Source organism: Enterococcus sp. AZ063, from assembly GCF_051715045.1.
In the GTDB taxonomy this organism is placed as follows: domain Bacteria; phylum Bacillota; class Bacilli; order Lactobacillales; family Enterococcaceae; genus Enterococcus_D; species Enterococcus_D casseliflavus.
In genome coordinates, this window is sequence record NZ_JBIOTA010000001.1 from 993122 (window position 1) to 1011021 (window position 17900).

The window sequence follows — 17900 nt, forward strand, 5'->3', positions numbered from 1 at the left end:
AAAAAAATGGTAAAACGCAGTGAAAAATTGGAGACCATGATTCATTATCTGCTTTTGGCAGTATTAGCCTTATTGTTTTTGCTCCCATTGTTGTGGATGCTGATCGCCTCTATTGATCCGGGCGCTATTCAAACTTTGAAATTACCTGAAGCAGTATCATTTGAAAATTTTGCTTCGATCCTTTCTGATCAAACTATCATTCGGTCATTCGGAATCGGCTTGCTTTTGTCCGGCTGTCAATCGATTTTAGTTGTTGTCTTATGTGTTTTGGCAGCATATCCCTTGTCGAGGTATCAGCTAAGATATAAAAAAAGTTTTTTGATGGCGGTGCTGTTCATGACCTCATTACCGATGACTGCTGTCATCGTGCCGGTCTATCAACTGTTTATCTTTTTGAAGTTTCAAGATTCGTTACTGGCGGTGACGTTCTTCTTGACGGCGTCCTCACTGCCTTATGGGATTTGGATGATGAAGAACTTTATGGATTCGGTACCAATCGACTTAGAAGAGTCCGCTTGGGTCGATGGGGCTTCAACATGGCAAGGGGTGCGAAAAGTCGTAGCACCGCTGATGGTTCCAGGTATTTGTACGGTTGGTATTTTTACTTTTACTGGAAGCTGGGGCAACTTCTTTGTTCCTTATATTTTGATTCAGTCACCCGAAAAAATGCCGGCATCAGTCTCGATCTTTCAGTTTTTCGGCAACTTTGGTATGGTCAATTATGGCCGTTTAGCCGCTTTTTCGGTGCTATATACCTTACCAGTCGTCATTTTATATGCTTTGTCACAAACGTATATGTCTAAAGGATTTAGCATGGGAGGAGCGACGAAAGGATGAAAGATCCATTTCATACGACAAAAAAATTAACGAAACGAATCGCTGAACTAAAAGCGTATCGTTTTCAAAAAGTACAAGACCTTACAATGTGGTCGGCAAAAGAAGATAAGTCAAAAACGGAAAAACACCCACCAGAAGAGTGGGACTTTACACTTTCAGTTAGCGATTTCTGGCAAGGGAGAGACCGTTATATTTGGGCTCATCATGAATTGACAGTTCCAGAGGAGGAAGACTTATGGTTACTGATCGATTTTGGTCGTACAGGTGGTGGCTATAATTCAGGCTTTGAGTCCTTGCTATTGATCGATGGTGAACCTTATCAGGGTGTCGATTCGAATCATACAGAGATTTTTCTGGCGGATCATTACCGGGGGACAACCATCCGACTTGATTTAAAACTATGGTCTGGCTTGGAAGGCGGTGGGGCTGAAGTCATTCAACGGCATGAGTTTCGGCAAGCTTGTTTGGCAAAGCGACACTTAGCTGCTGATGACTGTTTCTTTCTCGCTGACATGATGGCGAAAACTATCGATGGGTTACCGGAAAATGAACCGATACGATACAAGCTGTTGAATCTTTTAGATGATGCCTTTCGTTTGATTCAGTGGCAGGTACCCGGATCTATCTCTTTTTACTACAGCGTTGAGGAAGCGGATCATTATTTAAACCAAGAACTGCAAAAAATACCTAAACTTTCGGAGATCACTGTGACAACTATCGGTCATACACATATCGATGTTGCTTGGCTGTGGCGGCTGAAGCATACAGGGGAAAAAGCTGTCCGCAGTTTTTCAACGGTTTTACGTTTGATGGAACAATACCCAGAATATATTTTCTTGCAAACCCAACCTCAGCTATACAAATATGTCAAAGAAAGCTATCCAGCTCTTTATGAGAAAATCAAAAAGAGAATCAAAGAAGGCCGTTGGGAAGTGGACGGAGCCATGTGGCTGGAAGCCGATTGCAATATACCGTCAGGCGAATCATTGGTCCGTCAGATACTCCATGGGAAAAAATTTGTGAAGGAAGAATTTGACAAAGAGATGCATTTCTTGTGGCTTCCAGATGTATTCGGTTATTCTTGGGCGTTGCCCCAAATTTTAAGAAAATCTGGCATTGAGACGTTTATGACGACCAAAATCAGCTGGAACCAATACAACCGGATGCCCCATGATACCTTTTATTGGCGGGGAATCGATGGGACAGATATTTTGACGCATTTTATCACCACGCCAGTTGATGGTAAAACGGATGAATGGGCAGAAGAATGGTTTTATACCTACAATGGAACGCTCTCTCCGGGGACCGTTCAAGGAATTTACGACGGATATCAAGACAAGCGTTTGAATCAAGAATTTCTGCTGTCTTACGGTCATGGGGACGGCGGAGGCGGTGTCACTAGAGAGATGCTGGAAAATCGACGACGCCTTGACCAGATTCCAGGATTGCCGCAAGTCAAAACAGGAATAGCGAAAGCCTTTTTTGAACGACTGCATCAGACAGTAGAACGAAATAAGTCGCTGGTCTCTCGTTGGGATGGCGAATTGTACTTGGAATATCATCGAGGAACCTATACCTCGCAAGCGTTTGTCAAAAAAATGAATCGAAAAGCTGAAATTGCTCTACGGGAACTTGAGATTCTCTATACATGTTTAGCAGCCAGCAAAGAAGACGAGTATCCTAAGGATCCGCTTTTTGAAACATGGGAGACGGTTCTTCGTAATCAATTCCACGATATTATTCCTGGTTCTTCGATCAAAGAAGTTTATCAAGACCATAGAGCAGAGTTTGCCGTCGTGACTCAGACCATTCAACAGTTATTTGAACAATTAGATGGACCTGCTAATCAAAAGTATACAGTCAACAATACAGCTAGCTGGTCAAGGAATGAACTGATTGAACTTCCACTTTTACAAGAAGGTCGCTTTATTGATTCACAAGGAAAAGAACTTCCGGCTTATTTTGATGGAGAAAAACAGTCTGTTCTTGTGACAAATGTTCCGCCAATGAGTCAGGTGATGATAGAGTTTCAACCGATAGCAGAAAATAAAGACATCAAACCGCTCGCTGAGTTCACAGAGGGAGCGCTTGAGACCGATCGTTTGCGAATTTTATGGGAAACATCGGGAAATTTGTTCAGCATTTTTGATAAGAAACTAGGTAGAGAAATGTTGGAAGGAAAAGGGAATGTTTTTCAGCTATTTGAAGACAAACCTTTAAATTACGATGCATGGGATATCGATAGTTTTTATCAAGAAAAAGCAACAGTGCTTCAAGCCGATCAAATACGATTACGCTCAAATAATGCGCTTTACGCTTCCGTAGTATTTGAGTATACGTTTGGTAATTCGCAGATACATCAGGAAATGCGGGTCTATGCTCATACACAACGAATCGATTTTTTAACAAACGTGTCATGGCATGAACGCCAACAACTGTTGAAGGTAAACTTTGATGCAGCAATTCGATCAACTGAAGCAGTATTTGATATTCAGTACGGAAATGTAAAACGAGCTACCCATGCTAATACCAGTTGGCAATTGGCTCAGTTTGAAACAGTAGGCCACCAATGGGCAGATCTTTCAGAAAAATATTGTGGGGTAAGTTTATTGAATGACTGTAAATATGGTTATGCTGTTAAGGAAAATCAATTAAGCTTGACCTTGCTTAAAGGCGCTATCTATCCTGATCCACTGGCTGACGATGGCGATCACAAATTTACTTACAGTTTTTATGCCCACGAGCACGATGCCATCGATGGGGGAACAATGGAAGAAGCATGGTCCCTCAACTCGCCATTAACGGTTATTAACGGAGAACATTCTTGGTTGCTTCCGTTGCAAATAGACTGTGAAACCTCAGTTACCATCGACGCCATCAAGCAAGCAGAAACCGGCAAAGGGTGGATTTTACGCTTACATGATCACACGGGAGGAACTAGAAAGGTTACATTGCAGTTGCCAAGCAGTTTTTGGCAAGAAACAGATTTAATGGAGATACCTTTAAATAATGAGCAGTGGAAAGATGAAGTCTCATTTACCTTGTCACCCTTCGAAATAAAAACATTTCATTTTGAGTTGAGATAAACTAAAACCAGCAGATTCTCCATTTATAGCGGAGAATCTGCTGGTTGTGTTTATTCAAATTCTTCATACTCATTTGGGTCTTGACCATCGATGCGGCCGTCTGCTTTGTTTAACTGATTGATTTGATTGATTTCATCTTCAGTCAGTTCAAAGTCGAAGATCGCAAGATTTTCTCGTTGATGGGCGAGGTTTCTTGATTTAGGTAGGGGCAAAATGCCACGTTCCACATGCCAGCGTAAGATGATTTGACCAGCTGATTTTTGGTATTTCTCAGCTAATTCAGTGATCAGTGGTTCTTTCAGGGCATCGCTGCCACGACCTAATGGGCTCCAAGCTTCTGTTACGATGCCGCGTTTTTTGTTTTCTGCGACCATTCGTTCTTGGACCCAGTAAGGATGGATCTCAATTTGATTTAGCGCAGGGGTCACACCAGTTGCTTCAATGATGGCATCCAAATGTTCTGGCTCAAAATTGGAAACGCCGATGGAACGGATCAAACCTAATTTCTGGGCGGTCACTAAGGCTTGCCAAGCTTCGACATATTTGCCGCGTTTTGGTAATGGCCAGTGGATCAAAAAGGCATCGAAGTAGTCGAGCCCCATGCGAGCAAGGGATTCTTGAATGCTGGTTAAGGCATCATCATAGCCATGGTATTTTCCTGGTAATTTTGAGGTGATATAAAATTCTGAACGTGGGATACCAGAGCGACGGATCGCTTTGCCGACAATGCCTTCATTGTCATAATTGGTTGAAGAATCGATCAAGCGATACCCGTCGGCGATCGCTGCTTGCAGCTGGCTCAATCCTTCGCCACCACGGATCTGATAGGTACCGATGCCCACTGCGGGGCGTAAATTGCCGTCGTTTAATGTCAGTAAAGGTGCTTTCATAAAATGATTCCTCCTTTTCTTCTCTACATTCTACTCTAACGCTTTTTTGACAGGAACGTAACCAACTTGCTCAAACAGACAAAGAAAAAAGAGCAACGGTTTCTGTTTCAGAAACAATTGCTCTTTTTGATCAAATTATTTTTCAGGCGGTGTGCCATACATTTTTGGTGTGACTTGATCGAGTTTTGGCGCTTTTCCTTCGACTTTTGGTTCGTCTAGCCATTGGTATTCGCCTTCACCATCAAGGGCTTTGCCTTTCGCCCAAGAGCCTTCTTTGCTTTGGTCGCCTTCTGAGAAGTTATAGAAATCATAAGCGATATCTAAGCGTTCGTTTTTGCGGTCAAAGGTAGTCGGCACTAAAATCGAGCCTTCGTTTTCTTCCAATTCTTTCACGGCAGCTGCCCAAAGATTTTGGTGGTAGCTATCACGTGCTAATAAGACCGAAAGTAAGTCTTTGACCCCACGGTCATCAATCATTTCATAGATGCGTGCTACTTGCAGACGACCTTGTGATTCCGCATTTAAGTTGGCACGGAAATCAGCAAGTAAGTTGCCACTAGCAATGATATACGCACCTGACCATGGATTGCCGACGCTATCAGCAGGACGTGGTCCTAAGCCTGCAACGATGGCATGTTGCGGATTCATTCCAGAAATGATCGCACCGATCGTTGGGTCTTTTTTCATAGCCGCTTCTTGATCTTCCACAGGTGCACCTTCCAGTAGACGTGCAACCATCGTTGCTAACATTTCAACGTGTCCAAGCTCTTCAGTAGCGATATCCATTAACATGTCTTTGTATTTTTCTTCCCCACGGCAGCTCCATCCTTGGAATAAGTATTGCATGGCAACACTCATCTCTCCATATTGTCCACCGATTAATTCTTGAAGGTATTTCGCAACTAACGGATTTGGTTTTTCTGGCTTAGCTTCAAACTGTAATTCTTTCTGATGACGAAACATACGATTCCTCCTAAAATTTTTTTATTGGGCCCATAAAAAGTTTCTCATGAATCGAAACGTTCGTCTAATAAAACGCACTTTGCCAAAATGAAAAAAGCATTGAAAAGAAAAGCCATTTATTTTGACAAAAAGCCTGAAGCGTTAGATAGTTAAATTAAGAGAGACTTAGAAAAGGAGCGAGTCACCATGTTTCAGTATTACAAAATGGAAGACCGAAAAATAAGCAAATCTTCGGAGGAGGATTACAATTGGCTAGTGGTTTCTGGCACAGATCCAGAGGAACAACGACACTTGTTAGATAAGTATCAACTGCCCGAAGATATTTTTATTGGCGCCAATGAACCGGAAGAAGTGTCGCGGTTGGAATACTTGCGCAACACTAAGTTGAATCATCCGATTCTCTATACCCTGATCGATTTGTCGGAAGTGACTGAGGATCGAATCGAAGACCGTCTTGAGCCTGTGACTTTTATCTACACCAAAGATCTGTTGATTACGTATGTCTCTCATCAATCTACACTGATTAAACGCCTGATTGAAAAGCATGAGCAAGACATTCAACGGTATGAAGATATTGTTGCCTACTCGACGCTGATGATCTACACCCATTACATCAAAGGTCTGCAGGAAATGAAGAAACAGATTGATGCACTAGATGAAGCAGCCCGTAAAACGACGGAAAACAACGAATTGTTTAATTTAGCCGATACCGAACGAGACATGGTCTATCTTGATCACACCTTGCGGGACCAAAACCATACTGTCGATCGATTGATGGATCGCAAAGAATTTTTGGATCGTTTGGATAATGAAGCACTCGTTTATGACATCAAGCTGCGGCAGAAATTTGCCATGAAAATGGTCACTATCTATCGCGACTTGTTAGAAACCATCGGTGGCTTGTTCTCCGATATGATGGACAACAATCTAAACCATCTGATGAAATACTTAGATTCTGCGGCATTAGTGGTGGCTGTGCCATCCTTGATCGCGGGGCTATGGGGGATCAACACCGGGGGACTGCCAGGAAAAGACAATGCCATCGGCACGATCATTGTCTTTGGTTTGGCTATATTAGTCGGCATTTTAACTGCCGTCTACTTGTCACGAAAAGACTTTTCAAAATAAAAAGCGCCGCTGCTCTGTTGCACCATTCATCCATAAAAGGAGAAAGGTGTGACGAAGCAGTCGGCACTTTTTTTATTTTAGTCCGCTGTCTAAATTGCTATCGAGAATCCAGCGCTGAAAGGCGAGGAAGACCAGCAGCAAAGGCAAAATGGAAATTACCGAGGCAGCGATCAAAATCGTCCAATTGATATTTTCCGCGCCCACCAAGCTGCGGATCGCCACTTGCAAGGTGTATTTTTTCGGATCATTCAAGACGATCAAGGGCCAGATATAATCATTCCACCGCCACTGGAAGGAAAAGATCCCCAGTGTCATAATGATTGGTCGGGCAATCGGCAGCATGATTTTCAAAAAGATCATCCCATCCGAAGCGCCATCGATACGGGCTGATTCAATCAGATCGTCAGGAACGGAGACGAAAAAGGTCCGAAACATAAAGATACCAGTTGCTGTATTGATGGAAGGGATGATGATCCCCAGCAAGTTATCATATAAGCCTAGCGAACGAATGACGGAAAACGTTGGGTTCATGATAACTTCCGTCGGCAGCATGGTGGTGGCGATGATACAGATGAAGAAAAAACGCAACCATTTCGCATCGTATTTTGCAAAGGCATAGCCACAGGCGGCGCTGACTAGGATCGTCAATAAAGTGGTGACCACCGCTGAAATCAACGTATTATTGAAGTAACGAAAGAAATCCAATGTTGTCCAAGCATCAATAAAGTTTTGAATGGTTGGATTTTCAGGAATGATTTTCAAGGGATAAGCAAATAGTTCAGTCCCTGGTTTAAAGGCACTTAATAAGAACCAAAGTAGTGGAAAAAGGTACAGCAGGGAAGTGATGATCAGTGCCAGCGTTAAAAAAAACATCGCTGACTTTCTTGTGACAGGTCGTTTGGTTTTGATGGTCTTAGATGTCATTCTTGCCGCCTCCAATCTTCATTTGTGCTAAGCCTAACAGTAAAAGAATCACGAAAAGTACCATGGAGGCAGCACTGGCATAGCCGACCCGCATTTTGTCAAACCCAGTCGTATAGATATATTGCACGATCAACATGTTGTCGGTTCCTGGACCACCATTGGTCAGCGATTGCACGAGGGCGAACTCTTTCATAGCGCCGATCGAAGCCAATAAGATGACCATAAAGGAAGTCGGCCGCAGCATAGGCAAGGTGATGTAGCGTAATTTATGCCCAAAGCTGGCGCCGTCGATCTCGGCAGCTTCATACAACGAACGGGGGATATTTTTCAAAGCTGCAGTAAATTGCAGCATGTTAAAGGCAGTCCCGCCCCAGATGGCAGCCAAAATAATGACAGAAAAGGCAGCATTCGAGTCGGTAAACCACGGGACAGTTGGTTGTCCCGCTTGCTCTAGAATAAAGTTGATAAAGCCAAAGTTTTCACCAAACAGCCATTTCCAGATAACCCCAGCGATGATTCCAGAGATGGTCCATGGTAAGAAAAAAATGATCTTCGCGAGAAATTTGCCTTTCGCCAGCTGACTATTCAACATCAAAGCGACGGCGAGAGAAACGACATAGATACTTGGGACCAGAATGATCACATAACGAAATGTACGAAATAGTGCTTTATAGAAGCTAGCGTCTTGAAACAATTCTTGATAATTCGCCAAGCCGATAAAATTGGCTGTCGCAAAGCCTTTATAGTCGGTTAACGAGTAATAAAGTCCTAAGAGTGCTGGAATCAAAAAGAAGATAATGAACAAAATGATGCTTGCACCAGTGAATAGCAACGGCCATTTGTTTTTTTGTAAAGTGCTCACAGAAAATTCCTCCTCCGACGATCGTATCAGCAACAAAGAACCCGCAGTCTGCAAAAAGCCAGACTATGGGTTCTTTGTGGTTGAACGTCTGTTTATTTCTTCAAAAACCCATCATTGTAATCCTTGATCGTCTTGTCGATTGCCTCATCTAATGTAATTTCATCATTTAACACTTGCACGATGGCATCACGGTAAGCCCCTGTCAATCCAGTGTAGCCTTTCATACTCATCGTCACTTGATCGGTGGTTTGCTTGCTGCTGATTGGTTGAGCAGCGGCTGCGATCTCTTGGTTGTAGATTTCATAAGCATCCTGGCCTTGTTCATAGTCGACCGTCAAATCTTCCACCGCAGGTAAGTAACCAGCATAGGTACAAAGCTGTTTGTAATTTTCTTCTTCGTATAGCCATTTGATGAATTTTTCGCCTTCTTCACTGTTTTTACTATTGTTGAAGCCAGTGATGAAGTTGCCGCCCATATTGACCGCGCGGGTCTCTTCATAAGGAGAATAGGTGGATTGCCAGTTAAAGTTGCTGATGTTGGTAGAAAAATCAACGATCTGCCAGCTGCCTGAAAAGTAAGCTGGAACACGGCCGCTTTTGAACATAGCAGAAGCATCTTCTCCAGAGGTCCAAACCGATTTTGGCATCACTTCGTCATTGTTCAAATCAACAAATTTTTGCAAAGCCGCTTTCGTAGCATCATCGGTCGTATAAGAATCACCGCTGTCATCTAAAAAGAAATCTTGTCCCCCGTATTGATAGGTGAAAGCCCGTAAACGGTGATCCGACGCGTCCATGACCATGCCGTATTTGGCATCGGTTTTTTCAACGACTTCGTTGATCGCAGTTAAAAATTCATCCCAAGTCCAAATGTCCTCTTCCGAAGTGGGGTAGGTCACGCCAGCTTCATCAAACAAATCCGTATTGATAAACAACCCAGTGGCAGTGACATCGGAAGGGAGTGCTTTGACGACATTTGCTTCATCTTTGATCGTCATCGATTCCAATGTTTTTGCCTCACTGGCGATGTCTGATAGATCCATTAGATAGTCATTCCAGTCAGGTTGAACGGTAGAAACCCGCACGACCTCTGGTGCATCATCCGCTTGAACAGCTTTGGTGATCTTTGTCAGCAAGTCCGCATAAGGCACATCGGTGACTTCGACAGTCACACCAGTTTCTTCCTTGTATTTTTCCGCCATTTTCGAATAAGCGCCGCCTTCACTGGTATCTCCGGAAACGAACATACGGATCTGCTTGCTATCGCTAGCACTGTCGCCACTGCCGCAGCCGGCGACCCCCAACATCACTGCCGCCAAAGACAAAATTGAATACCCTATTTTTTTGTTCATTTTGTTCCTCTCCTTTATTGAATGATTTTTGTTCGAAAAAACGTTTCCAATCGAAAACGATCGAAACGTCCCCCAATGAAAAATAGCTGAAGTACTGAAATGATAGCAGTCCTAGGACTGATCGAGGAGTGAAAAGTGCCAATTATCTGACAAAATAAGAGTGGTTCTCCCTCAGTTTAGCGGATAAGATGCAAAATACAAAATAAAACGATTTCAAAAAATGCACCAATACTAAAAAAAACGAATTAAAGCTCTTACAGCGATAATTAAGAAGTGCTGATAAACGTTAATATAACAAGGTTTGAAAATTATTTTTGCAAATTGAGTGCAAATCTTTTGTCTAAAACGGGGATTAAGCGTAACATAATATGTGTAATAACTACTTAAAAGAAAGAAGGAGAAAAATATGCATTGGTTATGGGTATTAATCGTAGGAGCTATTATCGGTTTGATCGCCGGAGCTATCACAAATAAAGGTGGATCAATGGGTTGGATCGCCAACATCGTTGCAGGTTTAGTAGGTTCAGCTATTGGACAAGCGATCTTAGGTTCTTGGGGTCCATCACTTGCTGGAATGGCAATCGTCCCATCAATTATTGGTGCGGTTATTGTAGTTGCTGTTGTTTCATTCTTCTTAGGACGTTCAAACGGCTAGTCCATTCAGCAATTGTTTTCATTCATTTATTTCGGGTAGGAACTACCTTGAATAGACAGGCAAATCCAGAGTTTCTGGGTTTGCCTTTTTTGTTTTTTAAAAGGATGCATAAGCAATCCTTTTGTCAGATTAGAAAATTGTCGTTACACTTGAAGTAGGTCAAAAAAAGAAAGGAAGAGGTTCAATGAAAAAGCAATATGAAACAGCGATGATCAATCGAGGCGGACGTGTCGGAGAGGTCGAAGCACCAAACGGTAGTTTTCACCTGAAAATCGACAAGCCAGGTCTTCATAGTGAAGGGACCAATCCAGAGCAATTATTTGCCGCAGGCTATGCTTCATGCTTCAACGGTGCCGTACAGCATATGCTGAAAGAGCATAACATCGAATCCGAATCCGAAGTTAAAGCAAGAGTGTCTTTGTATCAGCATGAGGACGGTAGTTACCAAATCGGCGTGATTTTAGAAGTATCGTTACCAGGCGTTGAAAAAGCCGAGGCAGAGAAAATCGCAGAAGAAGCCCACGATTTTTGTCCGTATTCTCGTGCCACTCGCGGCAACATTGATGTCGAAGTTCAAGTAGTCTAAGCAGTATTACGAATAGGCAAACAATAAGCGGTTGGGAAATCAACCGACAAGAGGGAATTCATCAAGGAGGCCAATCAATGAGACAAACAGAGAGCTTGCTGCTTTTGGGCGTGTTTGCGGTTGGCCTTTTTGTGGTGTACTGGCTAAAAAAGCACCGACATACACGCCACAACCAAGCACTGGCAGCCCAGCTGAAGCGTTACCCCAGCGTGCGGCAAGCGTGGCTGGCAGCCGGGGCGAAAAGGGAAGCAGTCCTTTTGGTTCCCGGTTTAAAAGAAGCCACTGCCGCAGTGGCAACGACGGCAACGGCGAAAGCAGAAACGAGGCTGCACAAGCATGCAGATCAATGTCAGGCAATGACCCCACAAGGGTTGGCCGTTTCAGAGGACTATTTGTTCATCTCAGCGTATTGTTCGCAGCAGGAACATCACTCACAGCTTTATATAATAGAAAGAACGAGCGGGCGGCATCTGAAAACGGTGGTTCTGCCAAAACGCCCCCATGTCGGTGGACTAGTCTTTGATCGAGCAACGCAAATGCTGTGGCTAACCATTACAGGGAAAGGAATGGGGCGCGTGGCGTGTGTTTCTTTGCAAGCACTGCTGGAAGATGATTCCTTGGCAACCAATCAGCCTATCGCTTATCAGCAAGTCATCGAATTGGCAGGCATCACTCACAGCTCCTATTTGGCAGCCGATGGCGGTGAACTTGTCTCAGGGACCTTTGCCTTGAAACAAGGAGGCGTGGTGGCGAATTATCCGTTGTCTGTCCTTTCAGACAGCGATCGCAAAGCGCCTCCTCGCATCAAGCCTCGTAAGAGAAGGGTCACCACCACGAAAGTCCAAAGTATCGCCTTTACCACTGAATACATGTTGCTGGCACGTTCTTTTGGACCAGGGTCGGCGGAGTTATGGGTCTTTTCAAAGGATGCAACGGTGCTGACCCGCAAACATGCGTTGCGGCGCATCAAGTTTCCCCATTACCTTGAACAGATCGTGGTAGAAAAAGGGCAGCTGTACTGCTTGTTTGAAAGTGGGGCATGGGCGTATCGGCAAAAAGGCGGCAGCATTGATGAAGTCGTGGTATTGGACCTTGCGACCTTGCTCCAGTAAAAGCACTGCTTAAAAGAAAAAAGACCAGCCTCTTAAGAAGCTGGTCGTAAGTGCAGTGATTATTCCACGATTGCTCGTTGGATATCTAAGACGGTACCTGTATGAGCATCTGCCAAAAATTCATAGGTGACAAGTTGCCCGTCTTCGGTGCGGGTGATGCCGCCAGTATATCCTTGGGAAGTGATCGCAAATTTGCGCAAAGGTTGTTTTTCGAAATTGATCCAAGAACCTTCGATCGGTCCTTCTTTGATAAATGCTGCTTTTATATTGTCTAAGACATCATCGGCATTCATGGCTTGCCTTTTCTTCAACCAGATCGTTGAAAAAATTCCTCCTGCAAAGCCAAGACCTAAACCGATGGTCAGTCCATTTTTAAAATAATGCAATGGATGCTCATTCTCCATCTAATGTCCCTCCTAAAGTAAGTTTTCCCGAATGTTTTGATCTCGGTGAAAGCACAGGTTCTCTTAACAATAGTTTACCATAGTTTAGAAATATTCTATAAGAAAAATAACCAACAATAGAAATTTGCGCTATAATAAAGAATATCAGTAGGAATAAGGAGGAAGAGAGCACATCCGTTGTTTCACCCAAAAATTGCTGGAAAACACAGCAACAGCAAGCGTTGCTTTTTCAAAAAAAGCAGCTTTGTTTCTTTAGGGCAGCAAACAACCGATACGTGTTTCTCGAATGATCATGGAAGAAAAAACATTTCAACGCATCAAAGAACTAACGGAGTTACAAGGAACCAGCGGGTTTGAACACGACGTGCGGGCGTATATGCGTGAGGCGATGACCCCCTTGGTGGACGAGATCCAACAAGACGGCTTAGGCGGCATCTTCGGTTTGCGTCACCACCAAGAAGCAGATGCCCCACGAGTGATGTTAGCTGCTCACATGGATGAAGTTGGTTTCTTATTGACGACGATCACCGATCGCGGCTTATTCAAAGTCACTCCTTTGGGCGGATGGAACCCTTATGTGGTTTCTGCTCAACGCTTTACATTGAAAACAGCAAAAGGCGATTATCCATGTGTTTCTTCTTCAGTACCGCCACATTTGTTGCGAGGAAGCAGCGGTCAAAAAAATGTCGAAGTCACAGATATTTTGTTTGATGCTGGGTTTGAATCAAAAGAAGAAGCAGAAAGCTTTGGGGTACGTCCTGGCGATACGATCGTCCCACAAGTGGAAACCATCAAAACAGCCAATGGGAAAAACATCATCTCGAAGGCTTGGGACAACCGTTACGGCTGTGCAGTCGTATTAGAAGCTCTTGAAGCCTTGAAAGAGGAAACGTTAGGCCATACGCTGATTGCTGGTGCCAACGTTCAAGAAGAAGTCGGCTTACGAGGTTCTCGTCCGTCTGTGACGAAATTCAAGCCAGACTTGTTCTTTGCGGTCGATTGCTCGCCAGCAGATGACACAGTCACCAAAAATGGTACCTTTGGTCATCTAGGAGCCGGGACTTTGATGCGAATCTATGATCCAGGCATGATCATGTTGCCACGGATGAAAGAATTCTTGTTGGATACAGCAGAAAGCAACAACATTCCTTACCAATACTTTGTTTCAAAAGGCGGTACCGACGCTGGTGCGGCACACATGGCAAATGAAGGGATCCCAAGTTCAGTCATCGGTGTTCCTGGACGTTACATCCATACTCACCAAACCCTATTCAGTATCGCTGATTTTGAAGCGGCACGGGAAATGGTGATTCAAGTCTTGAAAGGTTTGGATCGTTCAACTGTTGATACGATCTTGGCTGGACAATAAGCGAGAACGAACGAAAGCAAAGAGACAGCCATCCGTTGTCTCTTTTTTTCTGCAGGGCTTTGCAAGATCAGCATGTCAGTTGGTAGTCCCTGAAAGAAAGGTGTATACTGAAAGAAAAGAAAGTGGTGAGTATTTGATTATTCCAAAAGATTTAGCAGAGTTAGCAACATATGTGGAGAAAGGCAAAAATGTCTTCTTTTTCACCGCCGATTGGTGTGGCGATTGTCGATACATCAAACCGCAATTGCCTGAGATCGAAGCGGACTTTCCAGATCTTCAATTTATCGAAGTCGACCGTGATGAATACATGGATGTAGCGGTTGAATGGAACATTTTTGGTATTCCTAGCCTCGTCGTTATCGAAGACGGCAAGGAGCTGGGACGGTTAGTCAACAAGGATCGCAAAACCAAAGAAGAGATCGAAGCCTTTTTAACCAGCGTACAATCAGCATAGGAGGGGAAAAAGATGGAAGCACAAAGATATCAAAACATTTTAGTAGGGATCGACGGTTCAGATCAAGCGATGTCTGCCTTCAAAAAAGCAGTGGAAGTCGCTCGTCGAAATCAAGGGAAGGTCTATGCCGCAACGATCATTGATCAGCAAGTGCCGACCATGATGGGCTATGCACCTTTGGATAGTTCCATCTTAGAACAAGAAAAAGATACGGCGAAAAATCTGATCGACGACTGCAAAGCTTACGCAAAATCAGTGGATTTTGATCTAGTAGAAGGCATCGTCGCATACGGCTCCATCAAAGATGCCCTTGCCACTCAATTACCAGACCAATACGACATCGATTTGATCATGGTGGGGCAATCTGGGCTGAACGCCGTGGAACGCTTCATGATGGGGAGTGTCGCCAGCTTCGTTATCCGTGAAGCCCGGTGCGACGTGCTGATCGTATCGCCTGAAGAAACCAAAGCGTAAGGTCATTTTTTGAAAAAATAAGCTTGTCGTTGCCGAGTTCTTTTCCTTAAAGAAGATGGCAGCAAAAGAAGACAAGGGTTAAAAGAAAGTTCCTGAGAACCAGCGATGTTTCACTTGTTAGCAAAGCACCGTCTTTCGCTGATGAGCTGCAGCTGGTTCTTAGGTTTTTTTGCTCATTTTGAAGGAAGACATCTGTCGCTGTTGTCTTTCTTCTTAGGTAGTAGTGCCAAACAGAAGTTTTTAGAACCAGTGTTTATCGGCTCGTTGGCAAAGCAGCGTCTTAGCTAATAAGCCGCAGGTTCTGCTCCTTCGCCAATCCTCAACCTAAGCCAGCCAGCAGAAGTTGGTTCTCAGGCGTTTTTTGTCTTTGAAAATGAGTAGAATTTCAAGGAAAACAAAGAAATTCCATGACGGATGCCAAAAAATTTGTTAAGATTATGGGCGGAATGTGTAAGTACCTAAGGAGGAAAAAACGTGATTTTTGCTTATAACAAAGAATATGTCAGTGATACACTGCTTGCCATCACAGCAGATGATAAAGGATTAGAACAAACCGTCGAACGCAAAGGCAATGTTGCCCAAATCAAAAATGAAGAAGGCACGATCGTCGGCTGGAACTTTTTTGCGATCTCAGAAGTGATGACGATCGAAGGCCGTGGCCAAGTGACGTTGACGAAAGAACAAATCCAACAATTGAACACCATGATCAAAGAAGCAGGATTCAGCGAAGAACTGCCAGCAGATACAGAACCAAAAATCGTCGTTGGCTATGTGAAGTCTTGTGTGGAACATCCAGACAGCGACCATCTGTCTATCACGGAAACAGAAGTCGGGGATGGGGAAGTCTTGCAAATCGTCTGTGGTGCTGCCAATATCCGTAAAGGCTTGAAAGTCGTTGTCGCAAAACCTGGGGCAATGATGCCAGATGGCTTGATGATTTGGCCGGGGACACTTCGTGGCGTAGAAAGCTTCGGAATGATCTGCTCTGCTAAAGAACTGCATTTAGAAGGTGCACCAATGAAAAAAGGCATCCTTGAGCTGCCTCAAGATGCCGTTGTAGGTGAAGCTTTTCCAGTCGGTAAAGCCTAAAAAAATGAACTGCCGCTTCCTGTTTTTGCGGCAGTTCATTTTTTGATTGTTTCGATTGGTTTTGGTGATTAGTTGCTGCTGTCTGTTGATTGTTCGTTGATCGACGTATCAACGGAAAGTTTTACTTCTGCTGTTTTTTCTTCATCGCCACGATAGAAGGTTACAGTGATCGTGTCACCGACTTTGTGTTTGTACAACGCAGATTGCAGATCCGTTGTTGTGCTGACTTCTGTGTCATCGATCTTCGTGATAACGTCATATTGTTGCAATCCTGCTTGTTCTGCTGGTGTTGCATTGTTGACTGAGTAGATCACAACGCCAGAAGTTACGGATGAAGGAACTTTCAAGATTTGTTCTTGTTGTTGTGATGTGATGGAACCTAAATCGATCGTTTGGATACCTAGTGCAGGGCGAACCACTTTGCCGTCTGCTTCTAGTTGATTGATGATTTCAACGACATCGTTACTTGGGATCGCAAAGCCCATCCCTTCGACACTAACACCTGAAGCAGAGCCAGAGGTGCTGGCGATTTTACTTGAGTTGATCCCAATCACTTGGCCATCAACGTTGATCAGTGGACCACCTGAGTTCCCTGGGTTGATCGCAGCATCCGTTTGGATCGCATTGATGCTGATCGTACCACCAGATTCGTTTTGGCTTGTTACTTGACGATTCAAGGAAGAAACGATCCCTTGTGTCACAGAGTTTGCGTAGTCAGAGCCTAGAGGAGAACCGATCGCGATGGCTGGTTCGCCGACTTTCAAGGCACTTGAATCACCAAATGTTGCGGCAGTCGTCACATGCTCTGAAGAGATTTTCAATACAGCTAAGTCTGTGTAAGCGTCAGTTCCGACCAATTCAGCTTTGACTTTCGTACCGTCTGCTAAGACAACTTCCAAACCGTCTTGACCTTCAACGACGTGGTTGTTGGTTACGACATAGGCATCGTCGCCATCGATTTTGTAGATGACCCCACTCCCTTCAGAAGAAGCTTCTAAAGCACTGTCGTCGTCGCTTTGGCTATCGCCTTCACTTTGTCCGCCTTGCTGACCAAAGAGGCTGTTCCAATCGTTGCTTTGACTTTGTTGTAGATTAATGATGGAAACGACAGAATCTTGTACTTTTTCAACTGCCTCAGTGACATCGCTAGTCACATCAAGTTTTACATTGGATACTTGGGTTTGTCCGTTAGAATCTTGGACCCCGCTGTTCGTCGTGGTTTCTGGTGTTGAAGTCAAAGAGGAACCCATTGCCAGATACAGACCGCCGAAGGTCAATAAACCGCCGACCATACCGCCTAAAATCCCAATACCTAATCGTTTTAATAAACCAGGAGAAGTTTTCTTGCCTGGTGTGACATATTTTCTTGCCATTACTATTTCCCCCTTAATGAATAATTCGTTATAATCAGTATATTCCTTCTATCTGAGATTAGTCTACTAAGAGATTTTGAAAAAAATATGAAGAAGTTGCGTAAGAATCTGTTTCAAACGATGAAATTTTCTTCGCAAAACCCGTTCATTTTTGAATAAAAATAGCAGGGGAATCTGGGGAGAAGCAAAGGTCTGTTTATCCACAGTGTGTGGACAAGCTTGAGAGCTTTGTTCGGATGGATAAAGAAACCCTTGAAGTGTCGCGGTTTTATAGGTGGGATAGGAGAATTTCAAAGAAAGTCAAAGTGTGTAAAAGGTTGTGGATACCATTGTCCACATTTT

Annotated in this window: 18 protein-coding genes; 11 read left to right on the plus strand and 7 right to left on the minus strand. The window is 43.9% G+C overall.

The features are described 5' to 3' along the window. The first annotated feature begins 6 nt into the window (after positions 1 to 6). A complete protein-coding gene (locus IGK61_RS04470) occupies positions 7 to 837 on the plus strand; it encodes a carbohydrate ABC transporter permease (RefSeq protein ID WP_008379135.1) in 831 nt (276 codons plus the stop codon). After that, positions 834 to 3923 carry an alpha-mannosidase gene (locus IGK61_RS04475; protein WP_074534943.1) on the plus strand — a complete coding sequence of 1030 codons (3090 nt, stop codon included), beginning with the start codon at positions 834 to 836 and terminating at the stop codon, positions 3921 to 3923. The genes IGK61_RS04470 and IGK61_RS04475 overlap by 4 nt, the downstream gene beginning before the upstream one ends. Positions 3924 to 3973: 50 nt before the next feature. Here IGK61_RS04475 and IGK61_RS04480 read toward each other — a convergent pair whose 3' ends face one another. After that, positions 3974 to 4813 (minus strand): aldo/keto reductase, encoded by an 840-nt coding sequence (locus IGK61_RS04480; protein WP_074534944.1) that lies wholly within the window; start codon positions 4811 to 4813, stop codon positions 3974 to 3976. Positions 4814 to 4948: 135 nt separating this feature from the next. Further along, complete coding sequence (locus IGK61_RS04485; RefSeq protein WP_005225417.1) at positions 4949 to 5776, minus strand: manganese catalase family protein; 828 nt, start codon at positions 5774 to 5776, stop codon at positions 4949 to 4951. Positions 5777 to 5962: 186 nt separating this feature from the next. Between IGK61_RS04485 and IGK61_RS04490 the strand changes: the two genes are divergently transcribed. Then, positions 5963 to 6904 (plus strand): magnesium transporter CorA family protein, encoded by a 942-nt coding sequence (locus tag IGK61_RS04490; protein ID WP_074534945.1) that lies wholly within the window; start codon positions 5963 to 5965, stop codon positions 6902 to 6904. Positions 6905 to 6976: 72 nt separating this feature from the next. Here the strand turns inward: IGK61_RS04490 and IGK61_RS04495 are convergent, their stop codons facing one another. The 3 genes from IGK61_RS04495 to IGK61_RS04505 form a co-directional block, all read right to left on the minus strand. Then, the gene (locus IGK61_RS04495) at positions 6977 to 7828 is read right to left on the minus strand and encodes a carbohydrate ABC transporter permease (protein WP_010747711.1); all 852 of its coding nucleotides are present in this window, start codon (positions 7826 to 7828) and stop codon (positions 6977 to 6979) included. After that, on the minus strand, positions 7818 to 8690 hold the full coding sequence (locus IGK61_RS04500; RefSeq protein ID WP_074534946.1) for a carbohydrate ABC transporter permease: 873 nt from the start codon (positions 8688 to 8690) through the stop codon (positions 7818 to 7820). The genes IGK61_RS04495 and IGK61_RS04500 overlap by 11 nt, the downstream gene beginning before the upstream one ends. 92 nt (positions 8691 to 8782) lie before the next feature. Next, positions 8783 to 10042, minus strand: a complete 1260-nt coding sequence (locus tag IGK61_RS04505; RefSeq protein ID WP_074534947.1) for an ABC transporter substrate-binding protein — start codon at positions 10040 to 10042, stop codon at positions 8783 to 8785. A 406-nt stretch (positions 10043 to 10448) separates the two neighbouring features. Here IGK61_RS04505 and IGK61_RS04510 point away from each other — a divergent pair, with 406 nt between their 5' ends. The 3 genes from IGK61_RS04510 to IGK61_RS04520 all read left to right on the plus strand — a co-directional run bounded on the left by IGK61_RS04510 (position 10449) and on the right by IGK61_RS04520 (position 12395). Further along, positions 10449 to 10697, plus strand: a complete 249-nt coding sequence (locus IGK61_RS04510; protein WP_005225422.1) for a GlsB/YeaQ/YmgE family stress response membrane protein — start codon at positions 10449 to 10451, stop codon at positions 10695 to 10697. A 184-nt stretch (positions 10698 to 10881) separates the two neighbouring features. Then, positions 10882 to 11283 (plus strand): Ohr family peroxiredoxin, encoded by a 402-nt coding sequence (locus tag IGK61_RS04515; protein ID WP_005225423.1) that lies wholly within the window; start codon positions 10882 to 10884, stop codon positions 11281 to 11283. A gap of 77 nt (positions 11284 to 11360) precedes the next feature. Next, a complete protein-coding gene (locus IGK61_RS04520; protein WP_151195820.1) occupies positions 11361 to 12395 on the plus strand; it encodes a YncE family protein in 1035 nt (344 codons plus the stop codon). A gap of 59 nt (positions 12396 to 12454) precedes the next feature. Here the strand turns inward: IGK61_RS04520 and IGK61_RS04525 are convergent, their stop codons facing one another. Next, the gene (locus IGK61_RS04525) at positions 12455 to 12799 is read right to left on the minus strand and encodes a peptidase (protein WP_005234590.1); all 345 of its coding nucleotides are present in this window, start codon (positions 12797 to 12799) and stop codon (positions 12455 to 12457) included. Between the two features lie 292 nt (positions 12800 to 13091). Here IGK61_RS04525 and pepA point away from each other — a divergent pair, with 292 nt between their 5' ends. The 5 genes from pepA (at position 13092) to ytpR (ending at position 16185) form a co-directional block, all read left to right on the plus strand. After that, positions 13092 to 14168, plus strand: a complete 1077-nt coding sequence (gene pepA / locus IGK61_RS04530) for a glutamyl aminopeptidase (RefSeq protein WP_034872382.1) — start codon at positions 13092 to 13094, stop codon at positions 14166 to 14168. Between the two features lie 133 nt (positions 14169 to 14301). Then, positions 14302 to 14622, plus strand: a complete 321-nt coding sequence (locus tag IGK61_RS04535) for a thioredoxin family protein (protein WP_026008043.1) — start codon at positions 14302 to 14304, stop codon at positions 14620 to 14622. A 12-nt stretch (positions 14623 to 14634) separates the two neighbouring features. Continuing rightward, entirely contained in the window at positions 14635 to 15096 is a 462-nt protein-coding gene (locus tag IGK61_RS04540) for a universal stress protein (RefSeq protein ID WP_005225429.1), read from the plus strand. 105 nt (positions 15097 to 15201) lie between these two features. Continuing rightward, positions 15202 to 15384 carry a hypothetical protein gene (locus IGK61_RS04545; RefSeq protein WP_074534949.1) on the plus strand — a complete coding sequence of 61 codons (183 nt, stop codon included), beginning with the start codon at positions 15202 to 15204 and terminating at the stop codon, positions 15382 to 15384. A 186-nt stretch (positions 15385 to 15570) separates the two neighbouring features. After that, positions 15571 to 16185: a YtpR family tRNA-binding protein gene (gene ytpR / locus IGK61_RS04550; protein ID WP_005225431.1), complete on the plus strand. Its 615-nt coding sequence runs from the start codon at positions 15571 to 15573 to the stop codon at positions 16183 to 16185. A 68-nt stretch (positions 16186 to 16253) separates the two neighbouring features. Here the strand turns inward: ytpR and IGK61_RS04555 are convergent, their stop codons facing one another. After that, positions 16254 to 17558 (minus strand): S1C family serine protease, encoded by a 1305-nt coding sequence (locus tag IGK61_RS04555; RefSeq protein ID WP_010747716.1) that lies wholly within the window; start codon positions 17556 to 17558, stop codon positions 16254 to 16256. Between the last annotated feature and the right edge of the window lie 342 nt (positions 17559 to 17900).